A 22,817-nucleotide genomic window follows, 5' to 3' on the forward strand; every position below is an offset into this window, starting at 1 on the left:
GTCGATGCTCTGCTTTCGTGTAGTCCGCAATGGCGGGCACCTCACCACCGCGGGGGTGCCGGACTTCGGCGTCCTTCACACCATCCTGTCGTGGGTGCGCCGCCCCGACGACGAGTCCAACGCCACCCCTGAGTTGACACTCCATGTGGGCGGCTCCGTGGGAAAGGAGTACCGCGAGCACCTGACGTGGTGTGACGTCCACATTCGCGCGGGCGACGTCCTCATGGTGGAGGTGCGTGAGGACTTGGAGGCAGAGGCCCCGAAGGAGCGCCACCTCGACACGGAGGCAGGTCTGGACGAGGTTTCCCGCCTTCGGTTGCAGAAGACTCGCCTGGAGAGGCTTCTTGCCGAGGTGAATGAGGAGCTCCGGGAGTGCGGCTCGGCGTAGCGGGGAGCCTCCTCCTTCGTATGGGGAGGCGTTTTGTCGTCGCTGCGGCCTGCGCGGGCCGGGGACTCGAGCTCCGGTGCAGGGCCCCGCAGCATGGGGCTCTGCCCGCCTGGCCTGCTCCCCGCTCGGAGACGCCGGAGCGCCGGCCCCAAGCAGTCTGGAGTCGGGGGGGAGGAGGGCGCCCCGCCCCAGGGAGATGCTTTAGCGGGCCAGCTCGGTGGCGACGTGGACGAGGGCGTCCAACTTCCCCTCGTCGAGCTTCCGTGCGACGAAGATGAGCCGGCGCAAGTTGGTGTCGTCCTCCGGCCGAGCCCGTGCCCCGCTGCCCGAGGATTCGGTGAGGCCCATCAAGTCCTCCGGGGAGACCATCAACTCGATGCACAGCTTCTTCATCGTCTCGACGCTGGGAATCATATGCCCGCGTTCGATTCTGCTGTAGACGACAGAGTTCAGCCCCACGCGGTCCGCGACTTGGACTTGCGTCAGACTCATCTGCTCCCGAGCGAGGCGGACGATGGCGCCCAGGTGCGCTGCAAGCTGTTGGTTCATAGGTGTAAGGGAGTATACCTGAGTTGCGAGCTGTCAAGAGAGTACGATTCCATCAACGCACGCCCGGCAGGAGTCGGATGAGGGCGAGCGCCTGGTGTGCGTCCAGCTGGCGCACGCGGCGCAGCAGGGCCTCCTTGGCGGCAGCGACGACGTCCGGTGGCAGTGAGGTTGGGTAGTCCAGTACCTCGTTGGGCGTAGTGCGGAGGGCGGCGCACAGACGGTACAGCGTCGGGAGGCTGGGGAGCACTCGGCCGCGCTCCATCCGGCTGTAGACGACGGGGGAGATGTTGATGAGGTGGGCCACCTCTGTCTGCTTCAGGCCTGCCCGAAGGCGGGCCGCGCGCAGGGTGCCGCCGACGATGCCAGGCAAAGGACGGGAGGACTCCTTTGGAGGGGCGAAGCCACGGGCGTCAGGGTGGATGTACATTCCAAGCAAGCTATACCTAAAAGTCTAATCGACTTCACCAATTGGCTTGGCGCCTCTGTGGCTGGTGTTGGGAGGTGGGGGAAGACTTCGCGCGATTTCCCCGGGCTTCTGGTACCGTGCTCCGGCGTCGGGGAGGGAGCTGCATGCGCGCGGCCGCAGTCCTGCTGTCCTACACAATCTCCAGGAGGACGTCGCCATGATGGACAACGGCCTCCCGGCCGTGCTGTCTCCCGGGGACGTGGTGAAGGGCTACACGGTGGTGAGGCACCTGGACCGAGGTGGCTTCGGCACCGTGTACCTCGCGACGAATGACGGGCAGCCCTGCGCCTTGAAACTCGTAGAGCGGCAGCGCGTGGAGGGGCGGGTGGAGAAAGAAATCTCCATCCTCTTGCTTTTGAAGCACCCCAACGTGGTGGGCATTCGCGGCTTCTCCTACTGGCAGGCCGGGGAGCGCGACTTCGCTCTCATTGCGATGGAGTACGTAGAGGGGCGGAAGCTCGGGTTGTGGGTGACGGAGGAGAACCCCTCGGCGCGGCGGGTGGCGAAGGTGACGCTCGACGTGGCGCGGGCGCTGGCGGCCTCGCACGAGGCGGGAGTGGTGCACCGAGACGTGAAGGACGCCAACGTCATGGTGCGCGACGCGGACGGCCTGGCGGTGCTGGTGGACTACGGGATTGGGGACTACAAGGGCGCCCCCGGCGTCACCCAGTCCCTGCTGCCGCCCGGGACGATGGAGTACCGGCCCCCCGAGGCCTGGGCCTTCATGAGAAAGCACCTGGGCCAGCAGTCGGGCGCCCGCTACGTGTCCGTCCCCTCGGACGACATGTGGGCCCTGGGCACTGTCCTCTACCGCCTCCTCACGGCGAGGCTGCCTTTCGACGCGGGGACGGACGCGGAGTACGTCGAGGGCGTCATGGGCAAGTCGCCTGTGCCCCCTCACCTCGTCAACCGCTTCGTCCCGGAGCAGCTGAGTCAGTTGTGCATGCGGTTGTTGGAGAAGGAGCCTGCTGCACGTCCCACCGCGAGCGCTGTCTGTGCGGCCCTGGAGGAACTGCTGCCCGGGGCAGAAGGCGAGGCGTGGGACACCCCCTTGTTCGACACGTATGGCCCGAACTCGGCCACCACGGAGAATGAGGGCAAGGTGAATGGGTTCGCTCGGTGGGCGAAGCGGCCCCTGCGCCAGATGCGCCGTGGCAAGGCGCCCGGGGCGGAGCTGCCCGGCGCCGGCCCACCCGCGGAGCCACTGCCCCAAGCCTCCCCGGTGGCTGCTGCTACGCGGCCTGTGGAGGCGCACCTGCCGGGCTTGGTGTTTGATGCGGAGATGGAGGCTGATACCGCGCAAGCGGCGCTCGTGGCCCCCGTCGTCGAAGTGAGACGGCGCTCCCTCTTCGCTCGCATCAGGAAAGGGCGGCTGCTGGGCGCTGGGCTGCTGGCCATGGCCCTTGCGTCTGGAGCGTACTTCTCACAGCGGACGGCTCCACCGAAGCCACAGGCCGACCACGGCCAAGAAGTAGCGGCATATGCCAAGAAACCTCAAGCTGCCCCGGCCGCAGCTCCCATCGGGCCGGAGGCAACACCTGCGGCCGTCGCGCCCCCTGCGACGCTTCCCGAGGTGACTGCAACCGTGACGACCCCCCAGAATGACACTGCTTCCTCCCCGCCAGCGCCTGCGAAGAAGGCCACGAGGAGCGTCCGCACTGCCCTGGCGACGACAGCCCTCTGCGGCGCGCTGGCCTGCTCCGGTCCCCAGGTGCGCCCGGCTCCGGATCCTGAACCGTGCCCGGCAGGCGCCACCAAGGGCATGAAGAAGCTGGGCATGGACATTGGGGATAAGGAGGGCGCGGGCTTCGTCCGAGGGGACCAAAAATACGTAACGGTGAGGGACGGCACGGCACAGATCATCCTGGGCTCGGACATGGCCACTCTGTCTGGGCGACTCACTATTGCCGACCGCGTCTATGTCCGACTGACTCGAGCGCGATTTCGTGGAGAGAGCTTCCCGGTGTGCCTGGAGGTGCTGGACACCTCTTACAATCGCGGACTGGAGATCGAGGGCGGCGGAGGGGATACCGGTAAGGCGCGCGTGTACTCTGGCGTTTTTGTCAAGGCGGTGAATGAGTTTGAGTGAAGTGCCGCTGTTTGTCAGACCCCCGTGAGTCGCCAGCGGTGTTGCCGCTGGCTTGGTCCAGGAGAAACGTCGCGTGCATCATTCCGTGTCGGCCGTGCTGCTTTCCCTTCTACTCACAGGAGGAGAGGCGGCTCTGGCGCAGTCGCCCTCATCCACCGTAGGGCTGAGCATTCGGCGAATCGAGCTGGTCTCGGATGATGTTCAGCCAGCGGTTGAAGTAGCAGTGAGCCCGGGGCTCTCGACGATGCTTCTCTTTGATTCGGAGGTGAGCCGAGAGGGGCTGATGCTGGAGGGACGCGAGCGCTTCACGATGGTGGACGCTGGGCTCACTACCTTGCGCCTGATTCCGTCTGAGAAAATCTCGGCGGGAGAACGGCTTAAGCTGACTGTGCGTTTCCAGGATGGCGCGGCCCCAGCGAGTGCGACGTTTGTCCTGGTCTCGCATCCCGCACGGTCGGAGGCGCATGTCGAAGTCTATCGACGCAAGAGGAGCGTCGAGAACTACCAGGAAGAAGTCCGTCAGGCGCGCATTGAAGCAGAGAGGTGCAGGGAAGAGAATGAGCGCCTGCGCGCGGAGCGAAGTGTACCCGATGGAGTGACGGGACTCATCGCGACATCAGTCCTGGAAGGCCGCGGCATTGATTTCCGCGACGTGAGCAAGGTTGCCACCCTGGGCCCGGGAGGTGCAGCGGGCAAATCCTATGTCCGTACATACCGTACAGCTCGCAGGGTGGTTGTGGAGGTCGGCCTTGTGTCACGTGGGGATGAGCAACCGTGGACAGCAGTGGGGGCGACGCTCCGGGGCAGAGCCAACGGGGAGCTGAAGGTGCTTCAAGTGTGGCAGTCTGGCCCCGCGGCCTCCGGTGCGGCGGTCCAGCGAGCGGTGGTGGAGGCTGAGGTCGCATCCGAGTCCCCTCAAGGACCCTTCGCGCTCAAGCTCTGGGACGCAGACATGCGCCGCACCATCACCCTGAACAACATCACCTTCCCTTAACCCTGTCAGCACTGCCTCCAAGCCCTTTCGTGGGTTTCCGGCATTGGGGGGCTTGTGCCGAATGTTAATCTGGGGTCCAATGAGCTATACCTATTGGTCTAGTTCATTCTGGCGTGCCCTGGAGGGCGATGTGTTCCCCACTGTGCTGGAGTGCATGCGCGCGACTGTGCGCTTCCTTGGTGGCTGCGGAGAGCGCCCGGAGGGCGACGCGCTTGATCCACCTTCCTAGCTCCGCATCGAAGTAGGCGTTGGGCTCTCGCGCTGCGCAGATGACCTCCCGCACTGCCATGTGAGGCACGTGCGGACGGTCTTCGTGCGTCGAGAAGCCGTCTGCGCTTCGTTGGGCCGCATGCCTGACGGGCGCTGAGGAGCCCTTCCTCAGTCAGCCCTATTCGCGTTTGGAGTCGTAAGCGGAGCCGGGTCTTGCCCGGTGCCGTGGCGTGACGCGTGTGCCTGCTGTTAGGACGGGGCCCGGCTTCCTGGCTCCGTGGCGTGACACGTCTGCCTATGGCTTGGCCCAGTGGGTCGGCCGGCGACTCCCTCAATGCAATGCATTCACCCCGCAGTCCGGCGCCCTGCCGGACTGAAGGGGAGGCCTCTGTCCATTGCCCCTCCTTCGGGGCCTTCACAGGAGACGTCGATGTCGATGCGCTGGGCCGTCGTGTTGTTGCTGATAGTTCCTGGAGCGGGGTGGGCAGAGGAGATTGCCTATCCCGAAGACTACGTGGCCGAGGAGGAAGTCGACCCCGATGATGCAGGTGGGGATGCGCTGATCGAGCCTTCCGAAGATGAGAGGGATGCCCTGGTCGAGGAGGGGCCGGCCTCGCCCAACTCGGGCTCTGGCTGGGCGAACCGGCTGAGCCTGGAGACCACGACATGGGCGCTTCTGCCGCGGAGAGGGGCGGGGAAGGACGAAGGCTTCCTGCAGCTCCACCCACGGCTGGAGGTCGTCAAGCCAGGCTTCCTTCAAGTCGAGCTGGGCGCTCCGGTGCGCCTGCGCATGTGGGGTGGAGAGGCGGGGGGAAGTCTGGTGCGCAAGGAGGACTGGGATGAGCTCTCCGACTGGGGCCAGGTGGTGCAGAACCTGATGGTGGGAGGCGACGCGCCGAACTTCGTGTGGGTGGGCGCCCTGGAGTCGTACACGCTGCTGTCCGGGCACCTGGTGCGCCGCTACAACAACCGGGGCAACCCCAACTACAACCCAGCCGGCGCGGTGGTGACGGGGATGCTGAGGCCCCTCTACGTCGAGGCCTTCGCCTCGGACGTGCTGGGCGCGCGGCTGATGGGGGCCGAAGTCGTGCTGGATGTGCAGCACATCCTCATGGGCCGCCAGCCGTACCCCATGAAGTATGCCCTGTCGCTGTCGGCGGTGCATGACTGGGGGAAGGCGGGAGGGACGTCGGAGCCGATGACGCTGGCCCACGTCGACGGGACGGCCATCCTCATGAGCCGCCGCAAAGGGCAGGGGGGCTTCGAGCTGCAGGCGAATGCGGGCTGGGGCGGGCGTCCCGGAGAGGGCGGCGCGTGGGGCGCGGTGGCGGGGCTGGGGGCGGAGTACATGTCCTCGACGGTGGACATGCGCGCGCGCCTGGAGGGCCGCCTTCAGCGAGGAGGCTTCCGTCAGGGGGCCTTCGGCCCGGACTACGAGCTGGCGCGCTTCCAGGTGGCGGGACCGAATGCCGTGCCGCAGGCGGACGCGCCCTTCCCGGATGGGTACTCGGCACACGGCGAGCTGATTCTGAGCTGGGACGCGGAGAGCCTGAGCGTCTTGGGCCAGCGCCACTTTCGCCTGTCGATGGGCGCCGAGGTGTTCAACTGGGGTCGGGTGGACGTGGACGGCCGGCTGGAGACGCAGCTTTTCCACCGCAACCTCTCGGTGGGCGTGGGCGGAGTGGCGGTGGGCGCGGGCCAGCCAGGAGCGCGCTACCTCGCCTCGGGTGACGCGCGGTGGCGCTTCCTGGGCGGGAAGCTGTACGCGGTGGGGCAGGGCGGCACGCTGCTCTTCCCGACGGCGGAAGGGACGCTGCGGCCAGGCGCCTTCGCCTCCGTGGGGCTGGGGGTGGACAATGCGCGCTGAGCGGCGTTTGCGCGGCGGGCTTGGCCTCGCGCTGGTGGTGGCCCTCCTGGCCTCCGGGTGCGCCGTACTGCCCGCGAGGCCGGGCCAGGCGGGCCGTGGGGCCGTCCTGGCCTTCAGTCCCCTCTCCGTGCCCTCCCAAGCGGCGAGGAGCGCGGCGACGGGTGTGTACAAGGGGGAGGCGTCGGGCTCCGCGGATTGGACGCCAGACCCGGGGCCGATGGGCTTTCGACGTGGAGTCATCGGCCGGGCCCTCCACGAGGAGGGTGCGCGCGGCTCGAGTGGCGGGGGAGGGGCCTTCGTCTGTGGCGGCAAGGCCCTGCCTCCGGGCTGGCCCCGTCTGACTCAAAGCCGCGAAGTGCTGGCGCCCTTCCTGCCGTGTACCTCGCCCGCGGAATTTGTGGCCATGCAGCGCGGGGTGGGCATGGCCGCGCTGGTGCAGTCCCTCTCTCCCTGGGACGCGGTCCGCCTGGGCGCCTTGGGGCCTCTGGACGAGCGCGCCTCGGAGGTCCTCAGTCGCAAGCGCGCAGACTTCATCGTCGCGTCCGTGGAGAGGTACGGCGTGCCGTACGCCGAGGTGTTCACCCTCTTCGTCCTCCACGCAGCCTTCGACGATGAGCTGCGCGAGGTGGTGCAGCGGCTGGCCCGCGACAAGCAGTTGGAAGACACGCTGGGCGCCATGGCCGCTGTCCGCGAGGAGTTGAAGCGGCGGGGCCTGGAGCTGGAAGGCTTCCCGGAGCGGGGAGAGAGCGCTCGCGACGTGCTGCGCGGGCTGGGGCGAGCGGGCCGGGACATTCTCTCCAGCAGCCTGGTGAGTGGCGAGGCCCGGTACACGGAACTCATGGCGAGGCGTGGGCACATGCCGACGCCCTACCAGTCCGCCATCGAAGAGGTGGAGAAGGCCCTGCTGGAGAGGCACTACTCGCCGGGAAGTGTCTCGGCGGGAGCCTTCGACTCCCTGACCTTCGGTGTTCCGGTGGGCTTCTACCACCTGGCGGTGGGGACGGGGCACGGGGCGTACTCGCTGGCGCAGGGCAAGTACGAGCAGGCCACGCGCGAGCTGGCGCCGGCCGCGCTGGCGGTGGCGGTCTACGCCGGGGGCAAGGGCGCCCGGGCTCTGTTGGAGTCGGGCGGAGGACTGAGGCGGCTCCGGATGCCGGCGCTCGACGTGGCCGGCATGAAGGCGCTGCTGGCGCGCTTGGAGGAGCAGGTCGGCATCAACGCCGCGCGCGACTTGCTTCGCTACCTGCAGGCGAGCCGCGAGGGGGCGCTGTTGGCCGCCGAGTGGGGCGAGGCGGGCCTGCTGGCGCTGTACGAGGCCCGCGGAAACCCCGCGAAGGCGCAGGCCGTGCTGATGGAGACGGCCAGCCGCGAGGCCGCCCAGACCGTGGCCACGAGGGGCTCTGCAGGGAAGCGGCCCGTCAACCTGGACCTCTTCGAGCAGAATGCCGAGGTGTCCGCTGCGGATGCGCAGGCGGCCAGCCGCGAGTCCTCCAAGGCTTCAACGACGAGAGGAGGGGCGAATCGGGAGCCAGCCCAATCTGCGGCGAGAAGGAAGCAGTTCGACAACCTGGACCTCTTCGCCCAGGACGCCAACGTGGGCGCAACGGAGTCCGCGAGGGCCAAGCTGTTCCAGGCGGAGCTGGAGGCCTCGGGTCCACGGCTCCCGAAGGACGTGAAGCTGCTGAGGGAGATGGCTCCGAAGCTGGAGGAGCCACCGCCGGGAGTCGAGCAGGGAGCGCCGCGCTGGCAAGAGTACGTCGCCTATCGCAAGAGCCGGCTGAAGGAAATTCAGGACGGTGACGCCGTCAAAGGGCCCTTGCTGTGGGAGGGCTACCAGGGGATGCGTGACCGCTATGCCCGGGGTATGGCGTTCGAAAGGAAGATGGTCGCGATCCTGGAGGAGGATGCGGCAAAGCCGCGGGCCGAACGTACATGGCTCAAGGACTTCGACGAGCCGCAGATCGAGACCCACGTCGGAGTCTCGAAGGTGGACCTTCGTTATGCGGACGTGCTTGTCATCGAAAAGAGGCCTACTTCGGGGCAGCCTCCTCGGGTGGAGACGTTCAGCTTCAAGAGTCGGAACTTGGCCGTTCTGGGCGAAGATGCGCTACCTGTGCAGGTGAGAACGGACGCTAGCACCGCCATGAAGTACTACGGTGGAACGCTCAAGATCGTGCGGGACGGTATGCGCCAGCAGGCGGAGGTAAAGCGAGTGCGCCTTGTCTATGAGGAAAAGGGACTTCTACCCGAGGATACCAAGCTGTTTACGCGCGCGGCGACCGACACGCAGAAGAGGACTAAAGTGGAGGTGCTGTCGCGATGAAGACGCTGACGCTCCATGAACTGAACAAAGCAGATTGTCTGCGCCTCTTTTATGATGGGGCATTCAATCCGAGGGATGGGGTGGAGTCCGAAGTGGCGCCATTCCTTGATGCTCTTGAGAATCATGCAGATGGTTGGGCGCCAACGCTTGTCAAGGCGAAGCGGGTGCGAAAGTATTCCCGAGACGCCGTGCTGCGCGCGATTGATGAGCGACGCGACGACTATGGATCAAGCATTGGGCTATTTCGCTCAGAGAGTCCCGGCGTGTCGCTGTCGCTTACCCTCGGGCTTGCGCAAACGGAACCTGACCTGAGTGTCAGCCTTAATGTCCAGCCGATCTCCTTCTTTGCGCAGGAAGAGGCTAGTCGCGGTTTTGTGGCAGTGGCTCGTGCCTGGGCCACTCGGTACCCTTCTCATTACGCGGCAGCGCACAGCACTGCTGACTGGGGTCTTACGGATGATCCCGCGTTCGGGCGTGACGACGCGACATGGAAGCGGGATGGGTTCGACAAAATCTACGAGCTGTTCTGGCTGAACATCTTCGGCCCCAAGCTCGTGGAAAGCGTTGGCCGCGAGCGGATGCTCTCGACACCTGCGCACCTTGTGGAGGAACTCCCCAACGGCTCCGTTCTCATGGTGCTGTGGCCCACTGCCGCCGAGTTCGCCAGCGAGGAGGCGCGCGTGGTGCAGGCCCGAGCGCACGTCCACCTGCGGCCGGACCTCGACTTCGACACGGTACTGAGCACGCTGCGGGAGCGCAGCGCCGCGCTCGTGCCCGTTGAGCCGCGTTTCCACCCGGACGTGGCACCGTTCCTCATGAGGATGCCGGACGAGTTCGGCATCAGCGAGCGACAAAGGAAGATTGCCGAGCTCAACGCCTTCCGCCCTCCTGTGCCAGAGGAGTGGCTCCCGGTCGCCCATCCCTCGGACGTGGCGAATCCGGAGCGCGTCCTCGAGTCCTACGGAGACTTGTCCGAAGGTCTCGTGGCTGTGCTTCATACGGATGTGCCCTCCATCATGGAGGAGACGCCTGAGTCTCTGACGGACCTCGACTTCCACTTCTGGAAGACGCACTTCCCCGAGCGCTACACGCGCGAGGTCCTCGACGGACACACGATACCGGCGTTAGGCGTCTACCTGGGGGACGTGCTGGTGCGGCGGTTGGGCGGGACGTGGGTGCTGCGGGCGAAGATGGAGGAGTCGCAGGTGCGCGTTGGGAAGCGCATCTGGCTGCCCTTCCTCCGCGCGCGCCGGTACATGCAGTCGCGCGCGTCGCTGTTGGAGTACTCGCTCACCCAGTTCTTCAAGGAGGCGGAGCGGTACCGGCCCTGACGGTAGGGCTTGAGGGTGCGAGTTAGAAAGCAAGAGGAGCTGGGGCGCGTGCCCGCCAGCGCGCCTAGCCGCTCCTTCTTCACCCGTCGGTACACGTCGGCCCGCCGGTTGCTGCTGGACCGATAAGGGGCGACCTTGAATTCGGGCAGGGCGAAGGGCAGGCCGCTGCGATGGCAGCAGGCCGGCCAGTCTCTTCCATTGCGCGTCGGTTAGTTCTCCCCGACCCATGCCTGCTCAACGCCTGGCGTCCTCGACCTATTTGGCGGACACGCTCTAGGCGCCGTCCCACTTGATGCCAGCGGGCAGCGTGGTCTGCATCGCTGCTCCCTCGGCCATCACGATGGCGATAATGGGCAGCCTTCCGGCGTGAACGGGACCAAGGAGGCGCTCGAAGGCATCCGGCGATCCCCGTAGGTCAACATGGAAGGTGCGCTCTCCCTCGCCAAGCCGTGCGAGGGTTTCGGAGTGGACGTGTCCCACTTCTTCCGTAACCCCATAGGAGAGCGGCGCAAGTAAGGTCCATCAGAAGACGGGTTACTAGAGATCTGCCAGCGGAATCCTTGGGAACCCTTCGGAACAGAACCAGTCGCTTTCACTGAGAGCCCTGTACATGGCGGTTTGCCATGAGTTCGGGATGAATAGTTCCTTGCTAACCGCCTGCTCCGTCAGGTGAGCTCGGACACCGTCAACTCCGCCCAGCAGGAACTGCTGCGTCAGGCTGTAACGAATGCTCCCCAGTTCTGGTCCCGCCTGCGCCGCGTAAAGCTCTGCGAGTCCGAACGTCGTGAAGTGGTGCTCCGCGCGCTTGGCCTGAAGCGCTGTCCATGCCGCGGGAGGCTGGACGAAGAACAGGAGCGACGGCGGGGCACCCTCTAAGACCTTGGCGTACAGCCAGCGCTCCGTCCCGAAGTCGTCGAAGTACGGGTGGAACGTCTGTTCCTCCGCCGTTTTCGGCCCCTGAGTTAACTTTATGCCGTTGCAGTCGGAGCAGGCCGGGATCAGGTTACTGGGCGCTACCGCGAGCGCCGGAAACAGTTTCTTGGGCAGGTGGTGGTCCAGGGTCTCCACCTCGCGATGCCTACACAAAGGGCAACGGCTACAGGCATTCCTTATCTTGTCGTAAATGGGCCTCCCCTTGGAGGTGCTTCCCACCATCCACGCAGTGTACAGCTTGGCCATTTCCTTCTGTGTCACAACTCCTGCGACATCCGCCTCCTCTTTCACCATGTGGAGTGTGCCTGCGGCAGCGGCGGCCTCATAGTCGGCGGCAGCTTTCACTATGTTGGGCTTCACCTGTTCGAAGCGCTTCTTCAGGACCTCGTCCTTCACCACCCCACTTACGCAGAGCGTGAAGACGTCACCTGCTGCGTCAACCGGCTTCTTGAGCTTACGCATGGCGGGTTGGCTCAGGTGTTCTTGCTCTGCTTGACGTTGCGGGCCGCAATCAATCCGCGCAAGATAATGCGGGCCTCGCCACCAAGCTGGCGACCGAAGTGATTCAGAACGGCATCGTAATTCGCCCCTACCGTGTCGATGGCGTCCTCCAGCAACTTGTAGAAGCCCGACTTGGTCACCTCCAGTCTGAAGACTTCGTGCGTGAGGATGCCCACGTTCTCGCCAAACGTCTCCAGGGTCGGCCTCTCAGCCGCCACTGCTGAGCCCGAACGCCGGAGTATCCAGACGCACGTCCTTGGTGCCTCCTGGAGTACAACCGGCGAATGTGTCGCGATGATGGCCACACCATTACGCTGAATGAGGAGATCGGACAAGGCACGCACGAACGCTGCGAGAAGCGGAGGGTGCAGGTGTGCCTCGGGCTCATCGAGCAGGACGAGAGTGCGCTCGTCGACCGTCTCCACCAGCCGCGTGATGGTCAGCAACACGATCTTGTGACCGGAACTCAGCCTGCGGAAGAGTCTTATTGCGCGCTTTATCCATTCGGAGGTGGCGGGCCTCTCTTCGTCATCCAGTAAGAGGCTCGCCACATCCGCCTGCCTGAAGAGGGGGTCACCCTCAAGCGTCTCAAGGGCCTTACGCCACCGGGGCGCCCTCGGGCCAGTGCGGCAGTTGGCGACGCTCCTGACGAACTCCTTCCCCAGTTCGGCTGTCGTCTTGGTTGGAAGGTTCTCCTCCCCATACTCTTCGGCAGAAGAACGCTCTTCTTCATCCTTCTCAGATGGGGAGCTCTTCTCCCCATGCTCTTCGGCGGGAGAACGCTCTTCTTCATCCTTCTCAGATGGGGAGCTCTTCTCCCCATGCTCTTCGGCGGGAGAACGCTCTTCCCCATCATTCTCAGTTGCGGAGCTCTTCTCTCCATTCTCCTTGGCAGGAGAACTCTCGCGGGTTTGCTCCTCCCGAGCCTTCTTCAGGCCAATGTACGAATAGCTGAGTACGAGCTTCTCATTGTCCACTGGGCCGAAGGGGTCGAAAGCGCTGAAGGCAACGGAAACCAAGTTTACGAACGGCGGGCTGCCTCCTTCATTGCCCCCGGGTCTGAACCGACCAACCTTCGCTGCTTTCTCGCCCTTCACAACGAGGGAGTGTGTCGTGTTCCTGAGGAACCGCGTCTTGCCGACGCCATTGCGCCCAATAAGCACATGGACGTTGGTCGGCGGCAAGGCGTTCCTTGTTACCTCGAAGGAGAGAGAGAGGGGCGATGTGTCGTCCTCTATCTCCGGCGGAAAATCATAGGCGAACTTGAAGTCCGTGGGTTCAGCCCTGCCCTGCGCGAGCAAGTGGAACCGGTTGCGCACCGAGTCCTCCTGCACGAAGCGCATCAGAGACCTCTGCGTGACCCGCTCGCCGCGCGCTTTCCCGAAGAGTTCGAGGTCAATGGCTATGTCTCGCAACTGCTTGAGGATGCGCTCACCGAAGCCACCGAGCTCGTAGAGCGTCTCGTAGTAGTTCTCTTCCTGACCCAAAGAGAAGAAGTCACCAGGAAGGGCGTCGAACTCGCCTGGAATCGCTGGCCTGCGAGTCGTCATTCCGAACTGCCCGATCTTGACCGACCCAACTGAATAGAGCGTTCCTCTTGCGTCGTAGACGGTCAATCCAAACGTCGTCTCGAACTCGAACATGTCATCCCAGTTGTTCGCGACGAGGAACGCCTGCTCATGTGCAGAAACGGGGAGGATAAAACTGGGAAGAACCTTGAAGAGCATTCCACGTGCCTCAAGCTTGCAGAGGGCACCTAGGCCCTAGGGTCGCCGGACGCAATGCCCAGCACGGCATCAGTTCATGCCGTCGAAGGAGTGGCCGTCAAGCGCCTGCCCGAAAACCTGCTCGCCCCAATGGCCCAGGGCGCCTAGAGCGTGTCCGCAAAATAGGTCGAGGACGCCCGGCGTTGAGCAGGCATGGGTCGGGGAGAACTAACCGACGCGCTCTTGCTCATCCCAGTGCTCCAGGAAGTACGTACCTGCCAGCCGGCGGCATTCGTCGAGCGCAGTTTCGTGATTCGTTTGGGGCCGCCTCCTGATGCTCCAGCACACCGACGGGTACCCAGCCCTCCTCGGTTCGTGCCCACGCGGCCAGGCCGTCCTGCTCTTGCTCCTGGGCCGGGGAGGCCGCCATTTCGGCGTCGGTCAGCATCCGCTCTCTGCTGAGGGTTAGCAGTGGCCCAGCGGAAGTCGGAGGCCTCGAACACTCTGCCATTCAGCTCGCTCTGGACCCTCTTGGGCATTGGGCATTCCCCGCGCGGCATGGAGGCTCTGCCGCTCATCGTGAGGGACAGTAGCGAGCCATCGCTGGGGCGTCGAGGAGCTGCCGGCCGCCCGGGCCTAACCCCTGAGTGGTATGGACCAGGAGGCTCGGCGGTGCCTTCGAACGCGCCGCACTCCTCCTACCCTGGGGCCACTGGAGCCTACCTGGGAGCGGTGCTGGTGCGGCGACTGGGATGTCCGTGGGTGCTGCGACAGGAGACGGAGAGGTCCCAGGTGCGCGTTGGAAAGCGCGTCTGGCTGCCCTTCCTCCGCGCGCGTCGGTACATGCAGTCGCGCGAGTCGCTGTTGGAGTACTCGCTCACCCAGTTCTTCAAGGAGGCGGAGCGGTACCGGCCCTGACTTGGAGATCCTCCTCGTTGCGCGCCAGGTGGAGTCGGCTGGGGTACATAGGGCGCGGCGGTGCTTGGACGAGGAGCCCAGCGTCTGTGAGGCAGCGTTGGTGAATCTTGAAACCGTCGGCGCAGGGACGCTGCAGGCCCGTCGCCGAGATCGCGACGTCGCCCTTGGAGAAGGACACTCCGTCGCCAAACGACTGTCGCGTCCTCTCTGTGTCGCTGTTCCTGCGCAAGCGCTAAAGAGTCATGCTGCCACTAACGAAGCGCGAGCCCGTGCGCAGGTCCGCCAAAGCCACGCTGCAGGGCGTGCTCGTGCACCACCTGTAGACCGCCGTCGGCGCAGGGCCTTGTCGCCGACCGGGCCGCGCCGTCGTGTCGCGCAAACTGGGGTTGACGTGCACCCGGGGCATGCCGTTCCTCGATCAGCTCAGGCTGGCACTCAATTTCTAGAATGCCGTGTTGGCGCTTGAAGCTGTCGCATCCGCCGAGTCGAGGCTCGAACGGATGCTCCCTATGGTGGCATACGTCTGCCAAGCAGTTGGGCGTAAGAGAAGATTGAGCGCCCTTGGGGCGAATGCGGGGCTGGAAATTGTGGCCGGGCACGGAACGGCCGTTGAGCTTCGCGGTAGGCCAGAATAGAGTAGTGCGGCGTGGCTGTAGGTGCCGCTTGTGTTGGAGCCCCGATGCCCGACGAGGGGGCATTGATGGTGCCGAGCAGAAAGAGGAGGCCGTTGTATGAGCACTGGCTGGGAGACGAGGCTCGCTATCTTGCGGCAGCACACCGAGAGCAAAGTGCTCGATCCGCTGCGCATGCATGGGTGGACCGCAAAGATCGAGCGTGAGGCCGAGCACGGCGAGTGCTTGGTGATTGTTGCGGAGCAGTCTGGCCACAGCCATCGCGTAGCGGTGATGTTCTCATCGGCGACGGCTAACGCGGTTTATAAGGCGCTCGCAACGGAAGTTGAGCATATCTTCATTGACGGCGAACTTTATAAACTGAACGAGTACGCTTACGGCATCACCATACCGGTCGACCGCGTCGACAACTTTCACTCCCTGCTCGTATCTTGGAATAAAGCCATTTCCACCGGAAAGTTTGCTCCGAACGCTGCATCTGTGTCGATCACGGCCTATCCTCCGACTCATCGTACACTCCTTTCTGAAGCCCCTATCGAGGCGATCTGGTTGCGGTTGCGCCAGTTCACAAGCGTTTCCCTGGCGCGAAAGCTCGTGCAGGCACGCGCCACCCGCGAAGGGGTCGTGTTGGATGACGAAGTGGTCCGTACCAAGGCTGAAGGGCTCGCATTCTCTTTGCGAAACGCGGGCGACTACTTCAGAATGCTCGATGGTCAGAATGTCAGCCAGCGCGTTCTCAGCCTCTACTACGGCAGCATGTCCTTTGCGTTTGCCGAGATGCTGGCGGCGCCTAACGGTCCCGCTGCACTGGCGGTTATTGAGGACGGCACGAAGCAAGGACATGGTCTCTGCACGCTGGACGGGGAGCGCGATGGCCTTGAGCACATCGTGGTCAGTCCAATTGCGACGGGGTTCTTTGCGAGTTGGATGAAGTTTCTGAATATCCCGATCGGCGAGTTCCCGCGGCAGAAGCCGAAGGTGTACACCGATCTTGACAAGCAGTCGAAATCAAGCTGGCTCACAATAGAGGGACTATTCGCGCGGATTCCTGAGGTTTCCGACCTCTTTCAGGACATTTTTGCGAGTAAGCCCTCTTGGATCACGCCGACCTACGATCACGCGGCTAATCCTTCGTCCTCGCTCCCCGAGCAGGATGAGCGGGTCTCGACGACCTATGCGATCTTCGTCGACGATTCCGCGAGACTCACGGTGGATGACATTGCTGCCTTTCCAGGGCCGATTAGTCAGATCACGGAGATCGCCTCCAAGGATCCTGGCCGGCACTTTCGTGTCGCGGTCGACACGACGGGCAAGGACCTTTGGTGGGATGCGCTGCGCATTCACCGTAGCCCGTTTGAGCGCACGGCACTGATCGTCCCAGCGTTTGGTGCCGTTGGTGACTACCGGGCCATCTGCGTCGCGCTCCTGTACTCATTATCCATCATGGTGCGTTACCGTCCCAGCGTGTGGCGACGAGTTCAGGAGGGCGATCTCGATCATCTTCGCGTGCTAATCGAGGCGTACCTCGCCGTCGTCGAGCGTGTGCTGCCTGAGCAGTTCCTAGAGTGCATCACCGCGCAGCGCGTGTTCGCACAGCAACCGGGGGCATTCTGGTGATAGAAGCAACGCAATTCGATACCTTCCGCGAGTCCGCTGCGCGGAGGCGGAGAAGGAAGGCATGGGTTTGTTCACAAAGCTTGTTGTCGAAAAATCTATGCTCCAGAAGGACCATGAGCAGCCAAGCTGCGCGCCGCAGTGAAGCGCACTGTGCGCAAGTCCGGCCACCCGAACGACAAGCAGGATGGCGCGATGAAAATTGTGTTGCAGTAGGCCGAGTTGCTCTACGACTAAGTGCCAGCACTGGGAATGAACGTCACGCGCTCTGCCTCGACCAAAGCGCCAATCAGGTTCTCGCAGCGCGGATCAGCCGGACTTGATTGAAGCGGCGTGAAGGCGCACCTGTGTCGAAACGCCCGCTCGTCCCAGCTTCGCCCAACGAACAGGAGCGCCCCGATGAAACCTGATGGGCCAAAGAGTTCCGCTTTGAAGCGCCGGAGTTGCTCTGGTGTCGCCCGCTTCAACTGGTCAGCCACCCAGCTTTCGCACAGGAGTACTCGACCGACGCCAGGGCTGCGTGTTTGAGCGGTCTTCGTTCGAAGTCGCTTGGCGAGCCTGGAGAGCGGTCGGTTCAGGTCACGAGAAATGGAGTGCTCCGCCTCGTCCGAATCCTCAGCCCAAATCACAAGGCGAGTTTCGACAGGGCTGCTGGGCCGGAGCGGGACCGCCGGATTGGCCACAACATCCAGAACGTGTGCGCGAGACATGCTGCGCTGGTTCATCCCCATGAGAGGTTCTCCGAGGTCTCTCGGGAACTCCGGGTGGACGAAGAATTCCCCGTTCGGAACCGTCGGCATGACAGAGACGGTCCAGCTGTTGGTGGCTTCCAATCCCGTCGCTCCGCTGGTCCGAGCCAGGCTCATGAGCAGGCGCTCCACTGCCCGCAGGAGTTCCTTTCGGATTCGTGCATCAAGCGGCTTCTTCAGATGAATGGCAATTGCCACGCAATGTCTCCCGTGCTGTTCGAGCAGCTTGGGAATCCTTCGACAGAGCCACATTCCCTCTTTGGAGGTACTCCAGGGGCTGGCTCGCTGCACGTAGCACTCCGCAACAAACTCCTCACCAGCGAGATTGAAGCCCACATCACCAAGGCGTCCATCCTGAACCGGTGGTTCCAGCACTACGCGCGCTGAGCCCAGCTTTTCGACCCGATACGCAAATGAGAGCTGCAGCAGCGTCGTCCGAAAGTCCTCCTTCAATCCGGCAATGACACTGGCGTACGACGGGAGCGGCGCGAGGAACTTGAGGTACGCGGACATCTCCAAAACGAGAGCCACGCCACTCGCATCGGCCCGTGCCAACGCAGTGCCGATCTCGTGTGCGCGGTTTCCCCACGCGTCGCCACTGTCCCGCACGACTGCCCGACGCGCGAGCCAGTCGGCCCCAAATGCATGTTGGACCACACTCGCGGCTTCGTTGGCCAGCGCCGGGTCGAACCTCATGGACGCGGAGAGTTGCGTCGCGCGCTTTCGCCAACGAGCGAGTATCTCGTCGAGGTTCGGTTCCGTTGGCATGAATCGCGCTCCTCTTCGATTGGTCTCTGTCTCGAAGGCGTGATGCGCGACCACGCGACCATTCAGGATGCGCACCTTGACCCATCATATAAGGTCAAGAGCCTCGTTGTTGAAGGTCTCCTTGCTTTCGTGCAGGTAACTCCAAAGTCCGGGTTCTTTCGTCTTGGGCTCACCGAGCAATGAGTGCACCTGTGCTGGGCTCACTCCCAGTGCAATGCCTACGGCAGACACGGCGGAGTCGAAATTCCTGTGCTAGAAATCGCGGTCGGTGTGATTGGCCGACTCGTGGTGCTTTCGTCGGCGAGATCGACAAGGCCAAGGTCTCTCACGAGGTGGAATCCGTGGCCAACGACAGACTCGGTGGAGACGAACGAGACGGTGCCCGTTCCCCTCAGGCAGAGATAGCGCTGTGACGCACCAGCATTGAGGCCGTTGTGACAACGGTGTCCTCACCCAGCGCTGAGCGAATGTGCTCTAGCGTGAGCGCGTCGGCATACCTGCCGTCCTGAGCGGTCAGAAGTCGAGGAAGCCCTTCCGAATCCCTCGGCGTGAGAGTGCCCCGCTTCCGTGGGCACCCTGGATATGATGGAAGGGCGTTCGCTCGTGGAGAGCGAAAATAGGAGGCGGGAGCCGCGTAGCTTCAGCCCCCGAAGTTCAAGGCAGGGGCGGTGGACCTGGGGCTGGAGGAGGGCAAGTTCGCCGTGGAGGTAGCGCGGGACCTGGACCTGACCGAGACGGCCTTCCGCAAGGGGTGGAGCAGGCCAGTACGGACAAGGACCAATGTAAGCCGGGAGCGCTCACCAGTGTGGAGTGCGCGGAGCCTTCCAGGCTGCATTCTCGGTCCGGAGTCCCTGTCGAGGGCATGCGCCGAGGGAGGAGACGAGCAGAACGACGGGGACAGAACCGTGGCGGTCGAAAAGCGCGGCCGAGACAATCTGAGAGCCGCCTCGGAGAGTCTGCGCCGCGCGACGAAATCGCGAGTACCCAGTAACTGTTAGCCGCGTTTCGCTCTCTCGATTAACAGGTGGCCCGATTCGTCATTCTGAAAGAGGGAAATGACGTAACCCTGGAAGGTACGACATCGAAAGCCCTGGATTGTCAGAATCGGCTGCCTGCGGTGGTTAACAAAACTGTTAACCACTCTCGGCCTCTCTCTCCCCAAACCGGGTGAAAGAGCGCTCCGGAGAGCCCATTCGGCGGCGGAGAAGAGGGTGCATTTCACTCTGCGAAGGTGAGAGCCAAGAGCGCCCTCTTCATCACCGCGAGCCAAAATCCCTTGTGATTCAGGGGCTTAAGCACGAAGGCCCCGCGATTTTCATCGCGAGGCCCATGTAAAACAAAAGGGCCCTACCAGTTGGTAGGGCCCTTCGTTCAGCTCCCCGAATGAAGCCCTGCGCGAACTCGTTCTCGGCTTTCTCTGAGAGGACTCAAACTCTCTGAGGGCCGAATGCCGAGTAATATCCAGCGTTTTCGAAGAGGGACTGGGCGAGCCCTTCAATCGGGGGCCGATTGAATATCCGCAAACTACACTGTGGGTACCCTCCCGTCCATGGTTTCGATCTGCCGGCGTCCACTTCACAGTGAGTGCGTGGCGCAGCGGTCCACGGGGGCTCACGGGCGACGCGCTGAGGTAGGTGAAAGTCGCATGGTTTCAATGTGAGCGGAACCTGGGACGAACGAGGCCTGCCCGTGGGGCTCCCGTGGGCCCCCCTCGCGGCCCGCCCGGCCGGCGTCCACGGCCTGCGAGGGCAGGCCTCCGTAGGAGGTGTCGAGCCAGGCCGCGCGCAGCAGCAGATTGGTACGCCCCGCTGCCGCTCTCCATTGCTCCTTCGCCGCTTACATGAACTCACCGGCCCGCGCGCACCTCAACAGGTTCGTGACGCGGCGAGCCAATTTCGGCTAGGCACACGGGGCATCAGCTCGGCCCAGAGATGACCCATGCGACTCATGTTCATGCCCTTCTTCGTCGGCCGGCCCGAGAATCCGAAGCCCTGCAGCGAGGAGATGCCGGGTCGCAGGTAGCCGAGCAGCTCGAAGCCGAGCTCCTTGAACTCGCCGACGCGCTTCTTCTTGCGGAGCCGCTTGTTCACCGCGATGGACCGTAGCAGCCGCCTACGCCGGTGCGCTCGTCGTGATGGTAGGGACCCAGATCGCGCCCTCCCACTCCTTCACGAGCCGCTCCTGCCACGTCGGGTCGGGCGCGAGGACCGGGCGACAGCCGTTCTCCGCGTGGAGGATGGCGGTGCAGAGCGCGACGAAGGCGTCGGCCACATCGTAGTCGGGCTTCTTCGTGGTGCCCGAGCTGTAGCGGCACGCGAGGGCGACGAGCCGGAGATCGACGTCGAGCTTGATGCCTGCGGCGGCACACGCGGCGATGCCGAGACGCACCGCTTCGTCGGGCCTTGATTTGTAGCTCGCGAGGCCCATCGTTCGTAGCGTCGCGCCCGGGTAGACCTCGATGATCTCGCCAGCACCACGACCGCCTGGAAACGGCAGCACGCGGTACTGGTGCGACGCCCACAGCTTCGAGAGCAGCGCGTTCCCGAGGAGCGTCATCTGGAACGTCGCCTGGAACTTGTCCTTGAGCGGCGGCTGCCCACCGGCGGCGATGTCCGTCGCGCGTTTCGTCCAGAGCCGCGCGCGCTCGGCGCGGTCTCGCCACGGGGCGAAGGGCGTGAAGTCGAGCGGGTCGGTGAGCGGGAGGCGCTGCGCGATCCACCAGTTGAACGAGCGCCAGCCAAGGAACGCGCCGTGCTCGTAGCCGATGTCCGAGGCGAACTTCGGGTCGCGCAGGAGCGCGTGGGGAACGCAGAACGGGAAGTCGAACCCGACGACGCGCGCAGGTCGGGCCACCAACTCGTCGACGAGCTCTTTCGCGCTCCAGCCCGGAGGCTCACCCGCGAGGAGCCGAGCGTTCATTCCGGTCGCGTCGATGCGGTAGGAGTGCCAGCCCGTCGAGTGCGCGACGACGGCGATGATCTTCCGCCGCTGGTCGCGCGTCCGCTGCGGCGCACCGAAGTCGACGCCGACGATCATCTCGACCTCGAGCGCGCGGCGAAGGAGACCAACGGGACCATGACGCTCCAGTTCTCGCCGCTGCCGCCGACGTGGTCCAGAGCGATTCGCTTGGCACCGTGGTGGGGAGAGCGGCGCGCCCGCCAGCACGCGCCCCCCTTTTGCCTCGTGCCTCACCGCAAAGGGACCGGCAAGGGAAAGCTCCTCATCATCCAGGCGGATGCTGCGGCGAGCGCCGCGCACCGTATAGTGGGGGAGGTCCCTGGACGGATACCTCCGCACGATGCTGCCGCGCGGCGCGAAGCGGCCACGTTCCAATGTCGAGGAGCAGATGCCGATGCTCGCCGGCCGGGTGCAGAGCCACCTACGTGTGCAGACGGAGAGCCCCTACTGACCGGACGACCAGGCGCGCGCCCCCGGCCATCGGCGTGTTGGGCGAAGCCTTCCGCGAGGCACGAACCGCGAAGGTGGAGATGCCCGCGAGCCCGCTTCTCCACATCGAGCTGGCGTGGCCATGAGCGTGGCGATGACTTCAGGCTTCCTCGCAGAGCAGGGGCGCGCGAAGCACGCGCGCCTCGCTCACCCGCCTTGACGCTCTGCTGGAAGCGGCTTTGACGCGCTCGTGGCGCAGGACTGAGGTTGGGGCAGGCACGACTCGTCGGGCTTCACGTGGGCCCAGCGCGCTGGGCGGCGGCACGCGAGCCTGCGCGGCCCCAGGGACGTCAGAGCGGGACGACCGCGAAGCGCGAGCCGGGATTGAGCCGCTCAAGCTCTACGCGGCGGGCCTCGGCGGCATCGGCTTCTTCGAACGCGTTGAGCTGCCAAGCAGTCTTGGTGGGTGCCATGCGGCTGATAGAACCGTCCTTGTTCACCGACTTCACGATGAAGCGCTTGGTGGCGATGGCTTGGTTCGCGCGCATGGTGGTGTAGGCCCGGAAGGCGGTGGTGCTCTTAATCTTCATCGTCGTCCTCGCGCTCTGCGTGGGCGTCGTTGCCCCTCGCGAAAGACATACACGCTCTTGCTTCGGGGTGAAGCAAGTCCTCTTGGGGCGGAAGGACAGCCGAATTCGAGATATTCGAAACGCTCGCGAGAATACGCGGGGCCGCGCGAGCTTTAACCGGCGAGCGCAGTTGCCCCTGGGGCAGGAAAGATGTTGCCGCAGCGCGCGCGCCTCGCTCATCCGCAGTGACGCACTGCGCGACTGGCCTTGACGCCCCCATAACGCAGCGACCGAATCTTGGGTAGGCACACCGGGCCCTGCGGCGCTCTCCTCATCCGACTTTGTATCGGCGACTACCTTCAGCCCGCAACTTCAGCTAAGCGAGCGGCTCTGGCGAGCGTTGTGCCAGCGCGCCATGCACAACCTCCTCTTCGACGAGATGACGCAACTCCAGTGCGCGCTTCGCGTAGGACTCGGCTACTACCGCGCCGGCCCCAAGCCAAGCGGTGCCCCATCTTCTCGGCTCGCCCTGGACTTCGACTCAATCATCCGAGGCCGAATTAGGCCGCGACGTTCGCCCAAGACGTCCGCGACACCTTCACTACACCAGAGAGGCTACTCGAGCGTATCGAATGGCCTCTCTGGCACTTCCGATTACTGGATCTGCTTGATCAGAAGCGATGCGGAGACAGCACGGGTTCCGCCGGCGAGAGGCGTGATCGTCAGTGCCGGTGAGTTACCGGCGGGATTGCGGACGGTCAGGAGCGAGTTCGCCGACGTTGTCGTGAGCAACACGTGGTTCATGATCTGAGACGTCCCGGTC

15 protein-coding genes and 1 pseudogene are annotated in these 22,817 nt (G+C 64.3%); 8 read left to right on the top strand and 8 right to left on the bottom strand.

Annotated elements, in window-relative coordinates:
* Nucleotides 1-4 precede the first annotated feature (4 nt).
* Nucleotides 5-388: a hypothetical protein gene (locus BLU09_RS37015; protein WP_090495859.1), complete on the top strand. Its 384-nt coding sequence runs from the start codon at nucleotides 5-7 to the stop codon at nucleotides 386-388.
* A 201-nt stretch (nucleotides 389-589) separates the two neighbouring features.
* Here the strand turns inward: BLU09_RS37015 and BLU09_RS37020 are convergent, their stop codons facing one another.
* Nucleotides 590-937, bottom strand: a complete 348-nt coding sequence (locus BLU09_RS37020) for a helix-turn-helix domain-containing protein (RefSeq protein WP_090495860.1) — start codon at nucleotides 935-937, stop codon at nucleotides 590-592.
* A 52-nt stretch (nucleotides 938-989) separates the two neighbouring features.
* Nucleotides 990-1,307 (bottom strand): helix-turn-helix transcriptional regulator, encoded by a 318-nt coding sequence (locus BLU09_RS37025; RefSeq protein WP_244172388.1) that lies wholly within the window; start codon nucleotides 1,305-1,307, stop codon nucleotides 990-992.
* Nucleotides 1,308-1,560: 253 nt separating this feature from the next.
* On the opposite strand from BLU09_RS37025, the gene BLU09_RS37030 reads away from it, so the two are divergent.
* From BLU09_RS37030 to BLU09_RS37050, 5 genes are all read left to right on the top strand, one after another.
* A complete protein-coding gene (locus BLU09_RS37030) occupies nucleotides 1,561-3,492 on the top strand; it encodes a serine/threonine protein kinase (RefSeq protein ID WP_090495862.1) in 1,932 nt (643 codons plus the stop codon).
* A gap of 73 nt (nucleotides 3,493-3,565) precedes the next feature.
* Entirely contained in the window at nucleotides 3,566-4,486 is a 921-nt protein-coding gene (locus BLU09_RS37035; protein ID WP_090495863.1) for a DUF2381 family protein, read from the top strand.
* A gap of 640 nt (nucleotides 4,487-5,126) precedes the next feature.
* On the top strand, nucleotides 5,127-6,563 hold the full coding sequence (locus tag BLU09_RS37040) for a hypothetical protein (RefSeq protein WP_090495864.1): 1,437 nt from the start codon (nucleotides 5,127-5,129) through the stop codon (nucleotides 6,561-6,563).
* Nucleotides 6,553-8,886: a hypothetical protein gene (locus tag BLU09_RS37045; RefSeq protein WP_090495865.1), complete on the top strand. Its 2,334-nt coding sequence runs from the start codon at nucleotides 6,553-6,555 to the stop codon at nucleotides 8,884-8,886. The genes BLU09_RS37040 and BLU09_RS37045 overlap by 11 nt, the downstream gene beginning before the upstream one ends.
* Complete coding sequence (locus tag BLU09_RS37050) at nucleotides 8,883-10,217, top strand: hypothetical protein (RefSeq protein WP_090495866.1); 1,335 nt, start codon at nucleotides 8,883-8,885, stop codon at nucleotides 10,215-10,217. The genes BLU09_RS37045 and BLU09_RS37050 overlap by 4 nt, the downstream gene beginning before the upstream one ends.
* Before the next feature lie 537 nt (nucleotides 10,218-10,754).
* Here BLU09_RS37050 and BLU09_RS37060 read toward each other — a convergent pair.
* Both BLU09_RS37060 and BLU09_RS37065 read right to left on the bottom strand, forming a co-directional pair.
* Entirely contained in the window at nucleotides 10,755-11,612 is an 858-nt protein-coding gene (locus BLU09_RS37060) for an HNH endonuclease (protein WP_090495868.1), read from the bottom strand.
* Nucleotides 11,613-11,623: 11 nt separating this feature from the next.
* Nucleotides 11,624-13,378: an ATP-binding protein gene (locus tag BLU09_RS37065; RefSeq protein WP_143043268.1), complete on the bottom strand. Its 1,755-nt coding sequence runs from the start codon at nucleotides 13,376-13,378 to the stop codon at nucleotides 11,624-11,626.
* A gap of 687 nt (nucleotides 13,379-14,065) precedes the next feature.
* On the opposite strand from BLU09_RS37065, the pseudogene BLU09_RS37070 reads away from it, so the two are divergent.
* Nucleotides 14,066-14,275, top strand: a pseudogene (locus BLU09_RS37070) (hypothetical protein); the annotation flags it as partial.
* A gap of 731 nt (nucleotides 14,276-15,006) precedes the next feature.
* Nucleotides 15,007-16,524: a YaaC family protein gene (locus tag BLU09_RS37075; protein ID WP_090495869.1), complete on the top strand. Its 1,518-nt coding sequence runs from the start codon at nucleotides 15,007-15,009 to the stop codon at nucleotides 16,522-16,524.
* A gap of 230 nt (nucleotides 16,525-16,754) precedes the next feature.
* On the opposite strand, the gene BLU09_RS37080 is transcribed toward BLU09_RS37075, so the two are convergent.
* From BLU09_RS37080 to BLU09_RS37095, 4 genes are all read right to left on the bottom strand, one after another.
* Nucleotides 16,755-18,113 (bottom strand): hypothetical protein, encoded by a 1,359-nt coding sequence (locus BLU09_RS37080; RefSeq protein ID WP_143043269.1) that lies wholly within the window; start codon nucleotides 18,111-18,113, stop codon nucleotides 16,755-16,757.
* A 1,790-nt stretch (nucleotides 18,114-19,903) separates the two neighbouring features.
* Nucleotides 19,904-20,128 carry a 50S ribosome-binding protein YggL gene (locus BLU09_RS37085; protein WP_090495871.1) on the bottom strand — a complete coding sequence of 75 codons (225 nt, stop codon included), beginning with the start codon at nucleotides 20,126-20,128 and terminating at the stop codon, nucleotides 19,904-19,906.
* A 22-nt stretch (nucleotides 20,129-20,150) separates the two neighbouring features.
* Nucleotides 20,151-21,074 (bottom strand): DUF429 domain-containing protein, encoded by a 924-nt coding sequence (locus BLU09_RS37090; RefSeq protein ID WP_090495872.1) that lies wholly within the window; start codon nucleotides 21,072-21,074, stop codon nucleotides 20,151-20,153.
* Nucleotides 21,075-21,775: 701 nt separating this feature from the next.
* Nucleotides 21,776-22,015, bottom strand: a complete 240-nt coding sequence (locus tag BLU09_RS37095) for a hypothetical protein (RefSeq protein ID WP_090495873.1) — start codon at nucleotides 22,013-22,015, stop codon at nucleotides 21,776-21,778.
* Between the last annotated feature and the right edge of the window lie 802 nt (nucleotides 22,016-22,817).

The organism is Myxococcus virescens (assembly GCF_900101905.1).
Lineage (GTDB): Bacteria > Myxococcota > Myxococcia > Myxococcales > Myxococcaceae > Myxococcus > Myxococcus virescens.

Excerpts from the sequence above, each read along its gene's own strand:
- BLU09_RS37045 (WP_090495865.1), top strand. The coding sequence starts at position 6,553 with ATGCGCGCTGAGCGGCGTTTGCGCGGCGGGCTTGGCCTCGCGCTGGTG.
- BLU09_RS37030 (WP_090495862.1), top strand. The coding sequence starts at position 1,561 with ATGATGGACAACGGCCTCCCGGCCGTGCTGTCTCCCGGGGACGTGGTG.
- BLU09_RS37040 (WP_090495864.1), top strand. The coding sequence starts at position 5,127 with ATGTCGATGCGCTGGGCCGTCGTGTTGTTGCTGATAGTTCCTGGAGCG.
- BLU09_RS37095 (WP_090495873.1), bottom strand. The coding sequence starts at position 22,015 with ATGAAGATTAAGAGCACCACCGCCTTCCGGGCCTACACCACCATGCGC.
- BLU09_RS37050 (WP_090495866.1), top strand. The coding sequence starts at position 8,883 with ATGAAGACGCTGACGCTCCATGAACTGAACAAAGCAGATTGTCTGCGC.
- BLU09_RS37020 (WP_090495860.1), bottom strand. The coding sequence starts at position 937 with ATGAACCAACAGCTTGCAGCGCACCTGGGCGCCATCGTCCGCCTCGCT.
- BLU09_RS37060 (WP_090495868.1), bottom strand. The coding sequence starts at position 11,612 with ATGCGTAAGCTCAAGAAGCCGGTTGACGCAGCAGGTGACGTCTTCACG.
- BLU09_RS37075 (WP_090495869.1), top strand. The coding sequence starts at position 15,007 with ATGAGCACTGGCTGGGAGACGAGGCTCGCTATCTTGCGGCAGCACACC.
- BLU09_RS37090 (WP_090495872.1), bottom strand. The coding sequence starts at position 21,074 with ATGATCGTCGGCGTCGACTTCGGTGCGCCGCAGCGGACGCGCGACCAG.
- BLU09_RS37015 (WP_090495859.1), top strand. The coding sequence starts at position 5 with ATGCTCTGCTTTCGTGTAGTCCGCAATGGCGGGCACCTCACCACCGCG.
- BLU09_RS37065 (WP_143043268.1), bottom strand. The coding sequence starts at position 13,378 with ATGCTCTTCAAGGTTCTTCCCAGTTTTATCCTCCCCGTTTCTGCACAT.